Raw genomic sequence first — 17,336 nt, 5'->3', positions numbered from 1 at the left:
GGCACTCCATATGAGATCCTCTTTATAGATATTATAATTTCATATAATATTTATGTAATTGTATTGCAAATAAATACATATAGGTGTATAATTACTTTCACAAAGTGAATTAATATTCGTAGTTTGTGAATAAAAATATAGATATGAGGGAAAGACCATGAAAGAATTTAGACAATTAACAGTTGCAGACACAGCAGAATATCATAAGGTATTAATCGATGGTTACGCAGCTATAAAAGACTATCCCATTAGCTTCGACGCTATTGATTTTACGGAAGAGGAATCTAAGGAATGGATTGAAAATTATCCTGTATACGGCTTGTATATTGATGGGCAATTAGTTAGTTCTATTACGTTTTGTATGCCTTGGGTGAAATACTCAACGCCGGATAAATATCCGCATATTGCTCATTTTGTAACGGCACCAGCTTTCAAAGGCAAAGGATATGCACGGGAAGTCTTGGGCTATGCAGAGGAGCTTTTAAAAGAACAGTTTAAAACACATATTGTTACACTAGGAACGGCTAAGGAACATCCGTGGTTGCCTAAAATGTATGAATCCTTTGGGTTTACGGCATATGATAAGGTTCATTTTAGAGGAAAACAGCATACAACTATATTATTCAAGAAAGAATTAAATTAATTAAGAAAGCGTTATATTAATTACGTAAATTACCTTGTACTCTATTTGAGTGTTTTATGCTCTGATCGCAGATCAGGGACATTCACTAAATTTAGATACAAGGTATTTTTTTGTGTAAGATTATGACTATTCAGTATATAATATATACATATAACGTATCTTTATGGTTATATGTGTTATGGATGATTTGTAGAAAGGATGTGTCCATATGTTGATTTTGTCTGGTATTTTAGTGATGGTCATCGGTCTGATGCTGCGCTTTAATGCCTTGTTAGTTGTCGTAGCCGCAGGCTTTGTAACGGGCCTTGCAGGTGGTCTCAGTATTAACGATATCGTTGGTGCTATTGGAGAGGCCTTTGTTAAAAATCGTTATATGTCATTATTTATTTTGATTTTACCTGTTATCGGTCTTATGGAACGTCACGGCTTGCGTGAACGGGCAGAAATTTTGATTGGCAAGATCAACGCTGCTACGGCAGGTCGTATCTTTATGATTTACTTATTTGTGCGTCAAGTAACTGTAGCCTTTGGCATTAACATGTCCGGTATGGTTGCTATGGTTCGTCCATTGATTGCTCCTATGAGTGAAGCTGCGGTAGCTCAAGGCCGTCCAGTATCTCAATGTACGCTTGATAAGGTGCGCGGTGTGGCTGCTTCTGCAGATAATATAGGTAACTTCTTCGGTCAAAACTTATTCCTTGCTGCTGGTGGGTTATTACTCATCAAAGGCGTTATGGAACAATTAGGTTATTCTGTAGAGTTAACAGATATGGTATTGTACGGATTGCCAACTGCTGTTTGTGCTTATATCGTTAACTTTATTCGCTTTATTATCTTTGATAAAACAATTCAAGCCTCTGTAGCTCGTGACGAAGCGGATATGAAAGCTGGTAAATTAGTACCTAATGAGTTAAATATTCTTGTTACACCAGAAGAATTGAAGAAGGAGGCTGAATAATATGTTAGAAATATTCTATAAAATGCAGCCCTTAGATTATGTATATCTTCTCGTAGGGATTATTCTATTTATCTTTGCTATTCAATCATTTCTAGATAAAGAACATAAATATCGCATTGGTACAGGCTTATTTTGGCTCTTATATAGCGTATCCTTTATCTTTGGTTCTTATCTCTCCAAGGAAATTAATGGTTGGCTTGTCATTGCTATGGCGGCTATTGTATTAGTAAAACAACTCGGCAAAGGCCATTACTTTGAATCTCCTATCGAATTCAAAAAAGGCGAAGCTGTTCGTATTGGTAATGTTATCTTCGTACCAGCGTTACTTGTTGGTATTATTACATTCTTTATTGGTTTCTTTACTAAGTTAGGTGCTCTTGTTGGTCTAGGTATTGCCGCAATCATAGCTATGTGTGCTGCTCTTTTTATTACAAAGGGCGAACTTAACCAAGGTTTCCATGAAGGCCGTCGACTTATCGATGCTATCAGTTGGACTGCTATTTTGTCCCAGTTATTAGCGGCTCTTGGGTATCTATTTAATTTGGCTGGCGTTGGTAAACTTATCTCCAGTGCAGTCGCAAGTGTAGTACCAGCAGATAATGTATTCCTTGTTGTTGTGGCTTACTGCATTGGTATGGTTATCTTCACAATGATCATGGGTAACGCCTTTGCTGCATTTGCGATGATTACAAGTGCCATCGGTATCCCAATGCTCGTTGTAGCTCATGGTGCGAACCCTGCGGCTGTTGGTGCTATAGCAATGCTTGCTGGCTATTGCGGTACTTTGATGACACCTATGGCCGCCAACTTTAACATCGTACCGGTAGCGCTCCTTGAAATGCGCGACCAATACGGCGTTATTAAAGCACAACTTCCAATTGCATTAATCATGCTCGTATTGAATATTCTATTAATGTATTACTTTATTTAACCCTTTTGTGAAAGTACGATATGCTTATGAAACTATATGATATATCTTGTAAGGTTATGTATCATGCTTGATTATTCTAATGAACCATAAGATATCGTTATGAGGTAGTGTGATGAAAACAATTTTAATTACCGGCTTTGATCCATTTGGCGGTGAACCTATTAATCCGGCTTGGGAAGCGGTCAAAACAATGGATGGTTATACCGATGGTGATTACAAGGTAGTGACACAAATGGTTTCTACCATTCGTTATAAATCTGTTGATACTGTAAAAGCAGCAGCTGAACAGTGCCAACCAGATTTTATCCTGTGTGTAGGTCAAGCAGGTGGTCGTCCTGATATTACAGTGGAACGCGTTGCTATTAACTGCGACGATTTTCGCATCCCAGATAATGGGGGCAACCAACCGGAAGATGAGCCTGTTGTAGCCGATGGCCCTAGTGCCTATTTTGCGACATTGCCCATAAAAAATATCGTCAATGCGTTACATCAAAACGGTATTCCTGCTAAGGTCTCCAATACAGCGGGAACCTTCGTATGCAACCACTTGATGTATGGTGTATGTCACTATGCCGCGCAAAAGGGCAATATTAAGGCGGGCTTTATGCACATCCCATACTTGCCATCCCAAGTGGTGGATAAACCAAATCAACCAAGCATGGCTGTTGAAACTGTACGTGCCACATTGGAAACCATCGTTCATGTATTAGCTCATGGTGAAAGTTACAAGGCACAAGATATTAACTATACAACACCTCACGAATAAAAATATTACCAATACTAGTGTTTGTTTAATACACATAATTTAAATAAAGCTCGAGTTATATCTAGAAACGATATAACTCGAGATTTTTGTTTGTAATAGATATTATAAATTTTAAATACCCACTATTGACATAGGTTTTTAAATAATATAATATAGGCTTATATTCATATTAAGTTAGTAGGAATAATTGAGGAATATCACAGAAGCTTTCACCATGAAAAGTGGAATAAAGCTAATGGGGATGACCTCTATAAGGAGTATAGAATGAGTGAACACGTAGATGTAAGTAAAATCAAGGATCCTACCATTGCGGCGGCTCGAAAAGAAGTTGAGTTCCAACGCGCTATGAATCCTTGTCCCATCGATTTTTCTGAGTTTCAATCTAGTAACCCTCGTTCTCAAGGGGAGCAGAAGGAGTATGAAGGTAAAGATGCATCGAATTTTAACCGTCGTCAAAAATATTCTGATAGTGAAGAGCCTCAATTCACAACACCTTTTGGCGGTGAACCAGGGCTTTTACCTGTAGAAAAGGACCGTTATCGCCTTGTATGGTCTAAGCATTGTCCTTGGGCTCACCGTATTGCTATCGCCATCGATTTGCTCGGACTAGATAAGGTAATTTCCAAAGGTGTTGTTGATCCATTGCGTCCAGCAGGCGTTATTGCGGACTGGTTCTTTACCCTTGATAAAGATGAAAAAGACCCCGTATTGGGTATTCACTCTTTAGGTGAAGCGTATCGCAAGGGCGACCCTAACTATGATGCACGTTCCACAGTACCAGCTATCGTAGATGTTACGACTGGCGCGGTAGTTAACAACGACTACCATGCGTTGACTACGGAATTGGCATTAGGCTTTAAAGATTTCATTTCCCCTAATGCACCAGATATTTATCCTGAGGAATTGCGTGCTGATATCGATGCATTGAATGTTATCATCTATGCTGACTTCAACTTGGCTGTAAATCTAGCAGCCCTCGTAACGAACCAAAAAGATTACGAATATTACTATAACCGCATTTTTGCTCGCTTAGACTGGCTTGAAGAACGCCTTAGCAAGCAACGTTACTTGATGGGTGATACTATTACGGACCCAGATATTCGTATCTTCCCAACATTGGCACGTTTTGACCTTGTATTCTACCAAAAATACTTGGTGAATAAAAAACGCCTCGTAGACTATCCAAATCTTTGGAACTATGCGAAGGACTTGTACTCCAATCCAGCCTTCGGTGGCACAACAGACTTCGATTCCATGCGTAAACGTTTCTACTATGTAGACCATACGCCATTTGAAGACCTACCACGCCTCGTTCCAAAAGGTCCAGACGACTCCATTTGGTTAGAACCAAATGACCGTGCTGAAAAATTTGGTAAATAAAATAGACAGTAAATTCATATGTTGGATGAGCTGTATTTAGTAAATCTTTTACTATAAAATCTGATATATTACTGACGAATCAATCAATATATTTAATTATAGATAACTGAAAGGACGGCTTCATGGATTCTGTAACACAGACGATTGTGAACTACATAGAACAAACGGATGTGACGAACCGTGAGGACCTCCTGTCAGTGGCTCGTATTGCCTTTCTAGATTATCTGGCATCCTTAGCACCAGCAGAGAACGAACAAGCCGTTCAAGACTTGGCTCGGTTCATAGGGGCTAAGTCATCTATAGGCTCGGATGTTGGTCATGTTATGAACTCCACTGTTTTGAGTGGCAAGGTTATATCAGAGGGCAAAATTGACTTAGCAATAGAAAATGTATCTAAAGCCGATAAAGCTTTGTATTATGGCTTTGCCTCCCATTATTTAGATTCTGATGACGCCCAGGCAAATCTAGCAGGTCATTTCAGTACTGTTTTATACTCTGCTTTACTGGCAGTGCTCGAGCCGACGGATACATGGCACGAATTCTTTCGGGCCTATATCATCGGTGCCGAGTTAGAAGGGATTATTGGTTCCCTTATCAATCCTGCCCATCGGACCCAAGGATGGCATTCTACGGGGACCGTTGGTGTTATTGGGGCGGCGGCCGCTATAGGCGCTTTGCGAGGCCTTCATGGTGAAAGCTTGGCTCAGCTCCTGTCTTTGGCTGCTACTCAATCGGCGGGCATGTTCTTTCAAAGTGGCACAGATGGTAAGCCGCTCCATGCGGGACTGGCGGCACGCAATGGCGTATGGGCTTACGAACTGTTACAACATACATCACTGCGAACAAGTACAAAACCATTTGACCCTGAACGGGGTTGGTTTAAAACTATCGGTAATATTACCGTTACATCAAATGACATTGCTAGCCGTTGGCTAGCACCAGGACAACTCATTGATCCTGGTTTGTGGATGAAAGTTCACCCGTATTGCTCGGCAGCCATTTGTGGCGCTGAAGCAGCAGAAATCGTGGTACATAGACTATATACATCTTCTTCGTATGTGTCTAAACACAACTACCTTTCACCAGATACAGAGGAACAAGATCAATGTAGATTATGTACCACCCCCGATTTCTCCCTTTGGGATGAGATAAATCGAGTGACTGTTCACTTCCCACCTGGTGCTGATGCGGCATTGCGTTATACATCGTCAACAACAGGTCGAGAAGGGCAGTTTTCCATAGAGTACATCGTGTACCAAGTCCTCGCGTATGGGTCGGTACAGGATGAGTTGTTCAAGATAGATGCCATAGACACAGATGTACGAGACTGTATGTCGCGCATAGAGCGTGTCTATGACTTGCCGAAGGTATCTCAAACAGAGCGGATTACGAAAGTAACCGTTACCTTGAAAAATGGAGATACTTTCACAGAAACGGTGAATAATCCTAAAGGATCGCCGAAGAATCCTCTTACTATGGAGGATATACGCATTAAATTAGGTCTCACCTTGGAGGCTGACCAAATAGATAGAGTTATTGAGGCTTTTACCCATACAGATAAGGTAGAGTCATTCCTGCAAACATTGCGAAAAGAAGGAGTTTTACATGTTTAATACAAAGAAATTAACGAAATTATTCGCCATCGGCGCGTTGGCACTAGGCGTGCTTGTCGTAGCTGGTTGCGGTGACGATACATCTAAGGACGCAAAGGTAAATCCTGATGCTAAAGTAATTAACGTAGCTACACGCGGTACAGTTCGCCCCTATTCCTATACAGATGATAATGGCAACCTTACTGGTTTTGACGTAGAATTGTTGAAAGAAATTGAGCGTCGTAATCCAGACCTTCACTTCAACTTCAAGCCAATGGCCGTTGATGCTGCCTTTGTAGCAATGGATGCAGGCCAAGTGGACATGATTGCAAACCAAATGCGTCGCAACCCGACACGTGAAGCAAAATACTACTACACAAATGAGGTTAACAACTACTCTACACGTAAATTAGTAGTTAAAAACGATCGCAACGACATCTCTAAATTGGATGATTTGAAAGGCAAGAAAATCGCCGTTACTACATCCTCTGAGTTCAACGAGTTAGTAAAACAATTCAACGAAACAGCAAATCCTCAAATCGAAGTTATCTATACAGATAAAGCAGGTGCAGAAACATTAAACCTCGTTGCTACAGGCCGTGCTGATGCAGCAGGTGAGTATGAATACGTAATTAACTCTGCTATTAAAGACCGTGGCTTGCCACTTAAAGCCGTAGGTGATGTATTGGCCGTAGTACCAACTTATTTCTTGTCTAAACGTACAGATGACATGAAACAAGTAAACGAAAAAATCGATAAAACTATGAAAGAAATGCGTGCAGATGGTACGTTGAAAAAACTTTCTGAACAATATCTTGGTGGGGATTACACATTCGATCCAACACAAAAATAACGGATAGGCCGCCTTGGCGGCCTTATTCTATTATGTCTAGAAGCGAGGTGTTACTGTGGGCAAGTATTTTGATGTGTCCTACATGATCCAAGCGTTTCCACAGCTCTTGAATTATGTGCACGTAACGGTGCTTATCACCGTTATTTCTGCCATCTTAGGTGTTATTTTGGGCTCTATCATAGCCATCATTCGCCTCAAGAAGGTACCAGTATTAAACCAATTATTTATCGTATTTATCTCCTTTATGCGGGGCACTCCGTTCTTGGTACAGCTCTTCCTTATTTACTTTGGGGTACCAGAAATCATGTCCCACATGGGGCTTAACATGAAAAATGTGCCAGGCCTCGTATTCGTATACGCCGTATTTACATTGCACATTGCAGCTTACAGCGCTGAAATCATGCGCTCCAGTATTGATGCGGTGGCTCCTGGTGAGAAGGAAGCCGCTAAAAGTCTTGGTATGACCGAGTTCCAAAACTATGTGCGCATCATCTTGCCGCAGGCTTTCACCATGAGCATTCCACCGTTGACGAACCTCGTTATCGGCATGTTGAAAGGGACGGCGCTCATTTTTAACGTCGGCGTTGTCGATATGATGCGTAAGGCGGACCTCATGGGCGGCAATAGTCAGCGCTATCTTGAGCTATTCGTCGATGCGGCCATCATTTATGGTATTCTAATTATCATCGTGTCTCTCTTGGGCCGATTGCTTGAAAAACGTTTTACCGTTGCGGGCAAGGAAACGCAACGCATTTTGATCAGTGAGGAGTAGGGGCGTATGGGACATATAATCGATTCAACCTATATTTATGGCACCTTCTTTGCTGTCATTCCTTATGTGAAAGTCACCCTTATGATTACCTTCCTCAGCGTTGGTTTGGGTACAATCCTAGGGTTATTAAGTTGCGTGCTACAACAAAATAAAGTGCCTGTGCTCAGTCAGCTCAGCTACCTATATGTATTATTGTGCCGTAGTATTCCGAACATGGTTCTCTTATACCTCGTGTACTATGGTTTACCAATTCTATTCCTCGCGCTAGAGGATCAAACAGGGGTGCATGTGCCCTTTGAAAAGGTGCCAGCTACCTTTGTAGCCGTTGTAGGTTTAACCTTGCACACAGGAGCCTATTTGAGTGAAATCTTCCGGGCTGCCTTACAATCGGTACCGAAAGGGCAAATGGAAGCGGCTCAGGCCATCGGTATGACTTGGTTCCAAGCGTTCCGTCGCATCGTATTGCCACAGGCTACAGTCTTTGCGTTGCCACTATTTACAAATCAGTTCCTTAACACCATGAAGAGTACGAGTATCGTATTTGTCATCACAGTTATTGAACTATTTGGCGCTGCAAAGTTATATACAGAGGAAAATTCACAATATTTTGAGGCCTACATCGTGGTGGCCGGTCTATTCTGGGTGATGGGGATTGTATTTGAATTTATCTTCCATCGTTTAGAAATCTATGCAAGCAAGTATAAACGAGGTAATGCATTATGATAGATATTAAACAAGTTCACAAATCCTTCGGGAACCGTGAAATTTTAAAGGGCATCGACTTACATGTGCCAACAGGGTCTGTAACGGTTATCCTTGGCCCATCCGGTAGTGGTAAGACGACATTCCTTAGAACGCTTAACTTCCTTGAAAAGGCCGATGCAGGGACAATGCAGTTAAATGATATTTCTGTAGACCTCCATAAAGCGTCTAACAAGGAAATCTTAAACGCACGCCGTAACACATCCATGGTGTTCCAATCTTATAACTTGTTCTCTAATAAGACCGTTATTGAAAATATTATGGAAGGCCTTGTAACGGTTAAGAAGATGAAGAAATCTCAAGCCCGTGAAATCGCACAACGCTTCCTCAAGGAAGTAGGCATGGAAGGCTATGATGATTACTATCCGGTACAACTTTCCGGTGGTCAACAACAACGTATTGGCATCGCTCGTGCCCTTGCGATGGACCCAGAGGTTATCCTCTTTGACGAACCTACATCAGCCCTCGATCCAGAGCTCGTAGGTGAAGTATTAGCTGTTATACGCAAGATTGCGAAAGAGCTCAAGGTTACGATGATTATCGTAACTCACGAAATTGGCTTTGCCAAAGAAGTGGCTGACCAAGTCGTATTTATGGAAGGCGGCGTCATCGTAGAACAAGGGGATCCTAAGGTTGTCCTTGAACATCCAACAGAAGAACGAACACGCAAATTCTTGAGCCGTTACCTTACACTAGATAGCGAACAGCCACTAGATAGTGCAGCTTTATAAATAGTACTGCTCTATAAAAATACTGCTCTATAAATAATGCAGAGCATAATAATGCGTGCTATCCTAGTAATATAGAAATTCATGGCGACCTAATATTTTTAGAATTAGGTCGCTTTAAACGAGGTACATATGAAAGAATTTAGACAATTAACCGTAGATGATGCGGCTGAATATCACGAGGTGTTAATTGCAGGATATGCGGAGAATAAGAACTACCCTATATCCTTCGATGCTATTAACTTTAGCCCAGAAGAATCTCGGGTGTGGATCTTAAAATATCCTGTATTTGGTCTCTACGTAGATGGTTCCTTAGTATGCTCTATTTCATTCCGCATGCCTTGGATTCCCAAAGCTACGCCAGACGTATATCCGCACATTGCACACTTTGTGACAGCCCCTGAACATAAGGGAAAGGGCTATGCTCGTGAAGTTTTAACTGAAGCAGAAAATCTACTGCGCAATGTATATAAAACACCAGCCGTAACACTAGGTACTGCTGCAGAACACCCATGGCTTGCCAAAATGTATGAAGGCTTTGGCTTTAAAGAATATAAACGGAAACAACTACCTGGAAAGGTACATACGACCATATTCTTTAAGAAAACACTGTAATAAGAACTCTAATTTTAAAGTCCTACCATACAAATAGCGACTAGTTAAGATAATCAACTAGTCGCTATTTTATTTTTACATATAGTTACGTTATAATAAATGAAATTGTTTTTGTCTGTGGAGTGTGAATAGTATGTATGAAATCGTAAATGAACCAAATTTAACAATAGCTTTTGATATGGATGTAGAGTTATCTGAATTTGGTGTGTTTGGCGTATATATTAAACGAGGCTATAATATCTGTTCTGGCTATATTGATCCTAGCGATTGGTCCGGAATTCGTAAAGGCTATCAAGAATTAGTCGATTTGTATGAGAAGTGTAAAGGCAAAGCAACCTTTACCCATGTATTAACTGGAGAAGGGGATACCTTAACATTCTCGTTAGATCAAAAGGGTGCATTGGCGATAGATGTTACTATCTGTACTACTTATAATTACAAATGTAATATGACAATTGAAAGTTTAGATCAAACATATTTGCCAAAGTTTATTGAGTTTTTCAAAGAATTTTTGGAACGAGAGCCAAAATAAAAAGAGTCGCATCAAAGGATGCGACTCTTTTTTGTACCCAGTTTCTATTTACAATTATTTTGTAACAACTTTAAGATCTACAGGGATTTTAGCTTCTACAGCTTCGCCTTTGATAACTATTTGAGCTGTATCAATAGCGATTTTACCCATTTGGTCCGGTTGTTGCGCAATTGTTGCAGCCAATGTGCCGTCTTTAACAGCTTTGTCTGCATCAGCAGTACCGTCAAAGCCTACGATGAAGATTGTTTTGCCTGCGGATTTAGCTGCTTGGATAGCGCCTAATGCCATTTCGTCGTTATGAGCGAAGATAGCTTGTACATCAGGGTTAGCTTGCAAAATGTTTGTTGCTACGTTCAAACCTTTTGTGCGGTCGAAGTCAGCACTTTGTTTTGCTACTACTGTTAAGTCTTTGTCAGCTACATTATGGAAACCTTGGCCCCGTTCACGAGTTGCAGAAGCACCAGGGATACCTTCGATTTCAGCAACTTTTGCAGCTTTACCTACTTTATCAGTGATCAGTTGAGCTGCCATTTCGCCGCCTTTTACGTTATCGGAAGCGATGTGAGCTACTACTTTGCCTTTGTCAGCAGAACGGTCAACAGTGATTACAGGAATGTTTTTAGCATTTGCTGCTTCTACGGAAGTAGAGATAGCTGCAGAGTCTACAGGGTTGATGATCAATACAGAAACGCCGCTTTCAAGCAAGTCAGAAATATCGTTTGCTTGTTTTGCAGGATCGTTTTGAGCATCAACGATTTTAACTTTAAGACCAAGCGCTTTAGCTTGAGCCTCAACGCCTTCCTTCATAGTTACGAAGAATGGGTTGTTCAATGTGGAAACAGAGAAGCCGATGGTGCCGGATTTTTTGTCGCCGCCGTTATCAGCGCTTTTACCACAGCCTGATACAAGACCGATAACCATGATAGCCATCGCCAACAGTAACAATAGTTTTTTCATAGGAACCTCCTAGGCTTTCTTGCGATCTGCAAGAACCGCCAATAAAATGACAATACCTTTTACGACTTGTTGATAGAAACTGGAAACGTCGAGAATATTTAACCCGTTGTTGAGGGTACCGATAATTAGGGCACCAATTAATGTGCCAACGATATGACCACGACCACCAGCTAGGCTTGTGCCGCCAAGAACTACCGCCGCGATAGCGTCCAGTTCGTAGCCTGCACCTGCTGTAGGTTGTGCAGAGTTAAGACGAGATGTGATGATTGCACCGGCGATACCACAGAGCATACCCGTTAAGGCATACACGAAGATTTTAACACGGTCAATCTTAATACCAGCAATGTAACTAACCTTTTCACTACCACCTACGGCGTATGTTTTACGACCCAAGGAGGTGCGGCTCAATACGAACCAGAGAATGATGAAAGCTAGGAACATAGTGATAGCTGGAACTGGAAGGCCTGCGATGTCCCCTTGGCCAAAGCCGTGGAATAGAGGATCTTGTGTAAGGCCGGAGATTGGGTTACCGTCTGTGAATACTAGCGTTGCACCACGGTAGATGGTCATGGTTGCCAAGGTAGCAATAAATGGAGCTACGCGGCCATAGGTGATAACGAGACCGTTAATACCGCCCAATACGAGGCCTGCACCTGCGGCTAATACGATAGCCAATACAGGGTCAGTACCAGTTACGATGAGGTTGGCCATCACTGCACTAGAGAGGGCAAGGATGGAACCAACGGATAAGTCGATACCGCCAGTTAAGATGACGAATGTCATACCAAAGGCGATGATTGCATTGATGGATACTTGGCGTAACAAGTTACGCAAGTTAGAAAATTCAAGGAAACTGTCGTTCATGACAGAGATAATTACGAATAATAGGATGAGGCCGATGAGGGGGCCTAATTTTTTTACATATTGTAGAGCTTTGCTGTCCATTATTGTCCTCCTGTGGCTAATGTCATAATCGATTCTGGTGTTGCATCGCTACGGTCCAAGATACCTGCTACGCGACCTTCATGAATGACCATAACGCGGTCGCTCATGCCGAGCACTTCCGGTAACTCAGAGGACACCATGATAATGGACACACCATCGTTCGTTAATTCGTTCATTAAATCGTAAATATCACGCTTGGCGCCGATGTCGATACCGCGCGTAGGTTCGTCCATGATGATAATAGATGGCTTTTTACCGACCCATTTCGCGATAACCACCTTTTGTTGGTTACCACCGGATAGGGATGATGCGGGTTCGTGAATAGATTGTGTTTTAACGCCTAGTTTTTTAGACAATTCGTCAGCAAAGGAATTGAGTTTGCCCTTATCAAGTACATGAGAGGGGCAAATTTCGCCAAGATTAGGCAATGTAATGTTAGAACCGATGGAGAAATCAAGAATCAATCCTTCGCTCTTTCTATTTTCTGTGATGAAAGCAATGCCAGCCTTGATGGCATCTTCTGGTTTTTTACAGTTTAGGACGGAGCCGTTTACTGTTACGGTGCCGCCGTTGTGTTTATCTACACCGAAAATGGCGCGCATAATTTCTGTACGGCCAGCACCCATGAGACCTGCTACGCCGAGGATTTCGCCTTTGCGCAAGGAGAAGGAGATGTCGTTGTCGAAACCTTCTGGTTTGAGGTTATCCACGTTCATAACCACATCGCCCGGTGTTGTAGTGCGAGCAGGGTAGAACTCGTCGATGGAACGGCCTACCATGTGGCGTACCACTTCGTCTACAGAAATCTCAGATGTTGGTTTAGTGATAATTGTGTGACCATCACGCATAACCGTAATTGTGTCACATTCGCTAAATACCTCTTCCATACGATGAGAGATATATACGATAGCAACGCCGCGTGCTTTCATTTTGCGCATCATGTTGAACAATGTCGCCGTTTCACGCTCTGTGAGGGCTGCTGTCGGTTCGTCCATGATGACAACCTTTGCATCTAACATCAAGATACGAAGGATTTCCGTCATTTGTTGGTGACCAACGGAGCAAAGGCCTGCTTCTGTTGTGAGTGGCAATTCGATGCCTAGTTCGCGGCATGTATTTTCTGCCTCAGCGAGCATCGCCTTTTTATCGAGCATGCCAAATTTATTGCGCTTTGGTCTCATTAAATATAGATTTTCTAACAATGTTAGATTTGGCCAAATGTTGAGCTCTTGGTGGATGAAAGCTACACCGTTCAGCTCGGCCTCTCTCGGGTTCGGGAAGGTACGCTCTACGCCGTCGATGGTAATCGTACCAGCGTCTGCTTTGTGAATACCGGTGAGGATATTCATGAGTGTAGATTTGCCGGCGCCGTTTTCGCCCATCAAGGCGTGAACCTCGCCCTCCTTGAGGGTAATACTTACATCGCGCAACACTTGGTTTGTGCCAAATGCCTTCGCAATGCCTGACATAACAATTTCCATAACTACTCCTATATGACTGATGAAAGTATATCTTAATCTATTATTCTACGGACGATCGCTGAAAATACAATCGGCGCGCAAGATAATGTTTGCATACGGAGATGCTTCACCAGTTCGAATGATGCACTTGCATTGTTTTGTGGCTTCTTTGAAAGCTTCATGGCTCGTTTCAATCCATTCGTATTGCTCGGATGAGAAGGTAGACTCTAAGAAGGCGTAAGCCTTAGGATTGTTTTCTTTAATTTCTGTAGCCACATGAATCGCTTCGGCTTTCATATGCTTAGCGATGATGGATACTACTTGCTCAAAGCTAGGTACACCAAAATCTAAGGCTAAGTCGATTTTTTGAACCCCTTCAGGTACTGGCAAGCCACAATCAGAGATACAAATTGTATCTGTGTGGCCAAGATCTGCCAATACCTTAGCGATATGGCTATTTAAAATGCCGTGTCGTTGCATGGTAAACTCCTTTTTCTATTCTAATGAACGAGGTTTTAACGCCTCATTCATTAACTCCCTTTGTTATATAGAGGGCAGATGCATTCGTTACATAAGAATGTATAGCTTGTATTCAATATGTTAATTCTCTGCCAAGAATGCAGCGACCTCGTCCTTTGTTGGCATGCCACCTTGGGCACCTAAGCGTTGGATGGAGAGGGCGGCGGCTGCATTGCCGTAGTGTAGAGCGTCGGCTAAGCTTTCACCATTAACGATAGCCGTTGCAAAGGCACCGTTAAAAGTATCGCCAGCGCCTGTTGTATCTACGGATTCAACCTTGAAGCCCGGTACGATGCGGATTTCACCGTCGTCAGCATAACCTACGCCTTTGCTACCAAGGGTAACGATGATTTTATTTTCGTTCGCCAGCAAGGTTTCCTCTGTAGATTGGTTAGGGTAGAGGGCAGATAACTCATGTTCGTTTGGTGTAATATAGGTTGCTAATTCTAACCATTCAGGGTTGAGGTCAGCCGCTGGAGCCGGATTTAAGAGGACTTTCACATTAGCCTCGTGACAACGACGAACGATGTATTCAATAGTTGGAATAGGAATCTCGTTTTGCACCATTACGAGATCGGCTTTCTCAATAGCGGCCCACGCATTATCTACTACGGATTTATTGACCTTAGCGTTAGCGCCTGCAATCACGATGATACTGTTATCGCCTTCAGCTAATGTAATGTGTGCTGTACCGGTTGTAGTGTTCGGTACCGTAACGATGTAATCTGTATTGATGAAATTTTCTTTTAAATTATCTAAAATCATTTGGCCGTATGCATCCTCACCGATACAGCCGACCATTGTGACCTCTGCACCTAGACGAGCTGCAGCCACCGCTTGGTTTGCACCCTTGCCACCGTGCGCGATGTGCAATTCGTTGCCCATAATTGTTTCGCCCGCAGTAGGGCGTTTATCCGCGAGGACTACAATATCCATGTTGCAACTGCCAATAACAACAATACGATTCATAATAACTCCTTAATAAGCCTCTGCCCTAACTGGGACTAAAAATGACTATCATTTATTTTTATACATAGAATCTTGCACATTTTATACAACGAACTGTATATATAAATATAATTGATAATCTAAGAGGCATTTGCTTTCACATACCTATAAGTGTATATTAATCATTTATTAGTATAGCGTAAATACGTGAGTTTATCTATATAAATATCTATAAAATGTAGGAATAAAAAAGGTATATCCAAAATCTATGTTACATGAGTAAAAATGTACTCTTTAGATCTTGGATATACCTTATTATTAAAGAATTAATATATTATACTATTTATATTTTATCTAACATTTTATCTATACTATCAAAAGATTTCTCTAAAGATAGAATACGACCTTGAATGATGTCATTTTGGCCTTGTACAAGAGCAGATAATATATCTACCTTACCTTGTAAAATATTAGTTGCATTATCGTCAATATTTATTGTATTACTGTAGCTTTTATCTATTTTCATAGTCTATCAGGCCTTTATTGTTAATATAGCTATATATTAGTGAAAGCTTGGTTTGTCATAGTGTGTACCTGGTTCACCTACACCGATGCTTGTGCGGTGGAAAGGCGTTTCATCCGCAGCGTGTAAGATATCAAAGATGGCTTTTACCACTGCTTCGCGTGAAACTTGGGCATCGTTGAATTGAGCCCCTTCAGGGATGAGTTCGTAATCAGTTTTCTCTGGATCATTATAAAGCCATGTGAGGCGCAAGATGGTGTAATTTAAGTTGGATTCGCGTAATACATTGCGTGCTTGGCGCTCACCTTGAACATAGCTAATCGGCAAGTTATCGAAGGTCCATTTTTCAAGTGCTACAGGGAATTCACCAGAAAGTCCAGCCATGGACACACCGATAACACGGCGTATATTTTTGCGGCTCAATGCTTTCACGATGGACGCCATATCACTGCCAGACTCCATAGCACCTACAAATACAACCTCCGCATTTGTTACAGCTTGTTCTAATTTACCTGGATTTTGGAACGAACCTTCAATCACTGTAACGCGTTCATGGTCGATAATCTCTGGAGGTATACGTGTTTTCAACTGACGACCATATAATGTAATGTGCATATCTGTATATGTTAATAGTGTAGCAGTCAACTTTTGAGCTATTTGGCCCGCAGCTCCTAAAATCGTAATATACTTATACATAAAAAAGACCTCCTATGTTCGGGCATAAATATTTAATGAAATTTTAACATACATATATGACAAATACGTGAGAAAAAATTATAAAAATCTTTGTATTATTTTCGTAATTTAATTGATACTTAACATTTCGTTTGTTGTTTTTAGCTGTGCAAATCGATTCCGCCAAATCTTTTCTTTGTAAAAGAATAGGATTGTATCGGCGGATAGATGATCATTATCAAAGGTTGAGATAGCATCTTCGACGATGGTGATATTATAACCATATTCAAAGCCTACTTTCACAGATGTATCAATGCAAAATTCCACTTGCATTCCTACGAATGTTACATCGGTAATATTTTTTCGGTTTAAATATTCCTTTAATTCAGTATCCTTGAAGATGCTATTGTAATATTTATTGAAAATCTTTTCGTTTTCTTGCGGTTTTAATTCGTGATAGACTTGCCAATTATCACTGCCCGTTGCTAATAAGCCTTCATCTTCAGAATGTCTGATATAAATGACTTCTATATTTTGATCTCTAAAATGTTGAATGATTGCTTTTGTATTTGAGATAAAGTTTTTGGCATTGTAAGGGTTTTCCTTAACTAAGCCTTCTTGTATATCGATTACGATTAATGCTTGTGCCATTATGAACCTCCCTGATAAGGTAAATGATGAGTTTATTATAATTATAGCGAAATACTAAATAATATATGGAGATTATAATAATTATACACCAAGATAGAGGAGGTCTTTATTATTGCCTTTAGACTG

20 protein-coding genes are annotated in these 17,336 nt (G+C 41.3%); 12 read left to right on the top strand and 8 right to left on the bottom strand.

Features of this window, described 5'->3' with window-relative positions; genetic code table 11:
* Positions 1-157 precede the first annotated feature (157 nt).
* The 12 genes from NE668_RS05615 (at position 158) to NE668_RS05560 (ending at position 10,532) form a co-directional block, all read left to right on the top strand.
* Positions 158-643 (top strand): GNAT family N-acetyltransferase, encoded by a 486-nt coding sequence (locus tag NE668_RS05615; protein ID WP_004694271.1) that lies wholly within the window; start codon positions 158-160, stop codon positions 641-643.
* Positions 644-851: 208 nt separating this feature from the next.
* On the top strand, positions 852-1,601 hold the full coding sequence (locus NE668_RS05610) for a DUF969 domain-containing protein (protein WP_227037521.1): 750 nt from the start codon (positions 852-854) through the stop codon (positions 1,599-1,601).
* A 1-nt stretch (position 1,602) separates the two neighbouring features.
* Positions 1,603-2,532: a DUF979 domain-containing protein gene (locus NE668_RS05605; protein ID WP_004697680.1), complete on the top strand. Its 930-nt coding sequence runs from the start codon at positions 1,603-1,605 to the stop codon at positions 2,530-2,532.
* 112 nt (positions 2,533-2,644) lie between these two features.
* Positions 2,645-3,298 (top strand): pyroglutamyl-peptidase I, encoded by a 654-nt coding sequence (pcp, locus tag NE668_RS05600; RefSeq protein WP_227037523.1) that lies wholly within the window; start codon positions 2,645-2,647, stop codon positions 3,296-3,298.
* 264 nt (positions 3,299-3,562) lie between these two features.
* Complete coding sequence (locus tag NE668_RS05595; RefSeq protein ID WP_227037525.1) at positions 3,563-4,678, top strand: glutathione S-transferase C-terminal domain-containing protein; 1,116 nt, start codon at positions 3,563-3,565, stop codon at positions 4,676-4,678.
* A gap of 122 nt (positions 4,679-4,800) precedes the next feature.
* Positions 4,801-6,291: an MmgE/PrpD family protein gene (locus NE668_RS05590; protein WP_227037526.1), complete on the top strand. Its 1,491-nt coding sequence runs from the start codon at positions 4,801-4,803 to the stop codon at positions 6,289-6,291.
* Positions 6,284-7,123: a transporter substrate-binding domain-containing protein gene (locus NE668_RS05585; protein ID WP_021147573.1), complete on the top strand. Its 840-nt coding sequence runs from the start codon at positions 6,284-6,286 to the stop codon at positions 7,121-7,123. Before NE668_RS05590 ends, NE668_RS05585 begins: the two co-directional genes overlap by 8 nt.
* Positions 7,124-7,178: 55 nt before the next feature.
* Positions 7,179-7,895, top strand: coding sequence for an amino acid ABC transporter permease (locus NE668_RS05580; RefSeq protein ID WP_227037528.1), 717 nt, complete (start codon positions 7,179-7,181; stop codon positions 7,893-7,895).
* 6 nt (positions 7,896-7,901) lie between these two features.
* Positions 7,902-8,618, top strand: a complete 717-nt coding sequence (locus NE668_RS05575; protein ID WP_004694252.1) for an amino acid ABC transporter permease — start codon at positions 7,902-7,904, stop codon at positions 8,616-8,618.
* Positions 8,615-9,388, top strand: coding sequence for an amino acid ABC transporter ATP-binding protein (locus NE668_RS05570; protein ID WP_004694249.1), 774 nt, complete (start codon positions 8,615-8,617; stop codon positions 9,386-9,388). Before NE668_RS05575 ends, NE668_RS05570 begins: the two co-directional genes overlap by 4 nt.
* Before the next feature lie 129 nt (positions 9,389-9,517).
* A complete protein-coding gene (locus NE668_RS05565; protein ID WP_004694248.1) occupies positions 9,518-10,000 on the top strand; it encodes a GNAT family N-acetyltransferase in 483 nt (160 codons plus the stop codon).
* 133 nt (positions 10,001-10,133) lie between these two features.
* On the top strand, positions 10,134-10,532 hold the full coding sequence (locus NE668_RS05560; protein WP_004694245.1) for a hypothetical protein: 399 nt from the start codon (positions 10,134-10,136) through the stop codon (positions 10,530-10,532).
* A gap of 54 nt (positions 10,533-10,586) precedes the next feature.
* Here the strand turns inward: NE668_RS05560 and rbsB are convergent, their stop codons facing one another.
* The 8 genes from rbsB to NE668_RS05520 form a co-directional block, all read right to left on the bottom strand.
* Entirely contained in the window at positions 10,587-11,489 is a 903-nt protein-coding gene (gene rbsB / locus NE668_RS05555; RefSeq protein ID WP_227037529.1) for a ribose ABC transporter substrate-binding protein RbsB, read from the bottom strand.
* Between the two features lie 9 nt (positions 11,490-11,498).
* Complete coding sequence (locus NE668_RS05550; RefSeq protein ID WP_004694241.1) at positions 11,499-12,434, bottom strand: ABC transporter permease; 936 nt, start codon at positions 12,432-12,434, stop codon at positions 11,499-11,501.
* Positions 12,434-13,915, bottom strand: a complete 1,482-nt coding sequence (locus NE668_RS05545) for a sugar ABC transporter ATP-binding protein (protein WP_227037531.1) — start codon at positions 13,913-13,915, stop codon at positions 12,434-12,436. Before NE668_RS05545 ends, NE668_RS05550 begins: the two co-directional genes overlap by 1 nt.
* 45 nt (positions 13,916-13,960) lie before the next feature.
* A complete protein-coding gene (gene rbsD, locus NE668_RS05540) occupies positions 13,961-14,374 on the bottom strand; it encodes a D-ribose pyranase (protein WP_227037532.1) in 414 nt (137 codons plus the stop codon).
* A 120-nt stretch (positions 14,375-14,494) separates the two neighbouring features.
* Positions 14,495-15,382, bottom strand: a complete 888-nt coding sequence (gene rbsK, locus NE668_RS05535; RefSeq protein WP_227037534.1) for a ribokinase — start codon at positions 15,380-15,382, stop codon at positions 14,495-14,497.
* A 322-nt stretch (positions 15,383-15,704) separates the two neighbouring features.
* Positions 15,705-15,887, bottom strand: coding sequence for a hypothetical protein (locus NE668_RS05530; RefSeq protein ID WP_008603255.1), 183 nt, complete (start codon positions 15,885-15,887; stop codon positions 15,705-15,707).
* 36 nt (positions 15,888-15,923) lie between these two features.
* Positions 15,924-16,580, bottom strand: a complete 657-nt coding sequence (locus tag NE668_RS05525; protein ID WP_004694229.1) for an NAD(P)H-binding protein — start codon at positions 16,578-16,580, stop codon at positions 15,924-15,926.
* A gap of 108 nt (positions 16,581-16,688) precedes the next feature.
* Positions 16,689-17,210, bottom strand: a complete 522-nt coding sequence (locus NE668_RS05520; protein ID WP_008603254.1) for a cysteine hydrolase family protein — start codon at positions 17,208-17,210, stop codon at positions 16,689-16,691.
* Positions 17,211-17,336: the final 126 nt, after the last annotated feature.

The organism is Veillonella parvula, from assembly GCF_024461875.1.
Taxonomy (GTDB): Bacteria; Bacillota; Negativicutes; order Veillonellales; family Veillonellaceae; genus Veillonella; species Veillonella parvula_I.
The sequence above is the reverse complement of the archived record's forward strand: the minus strand, read 5'-3'. Positions and strand labels throughout refer to the sequence as shown.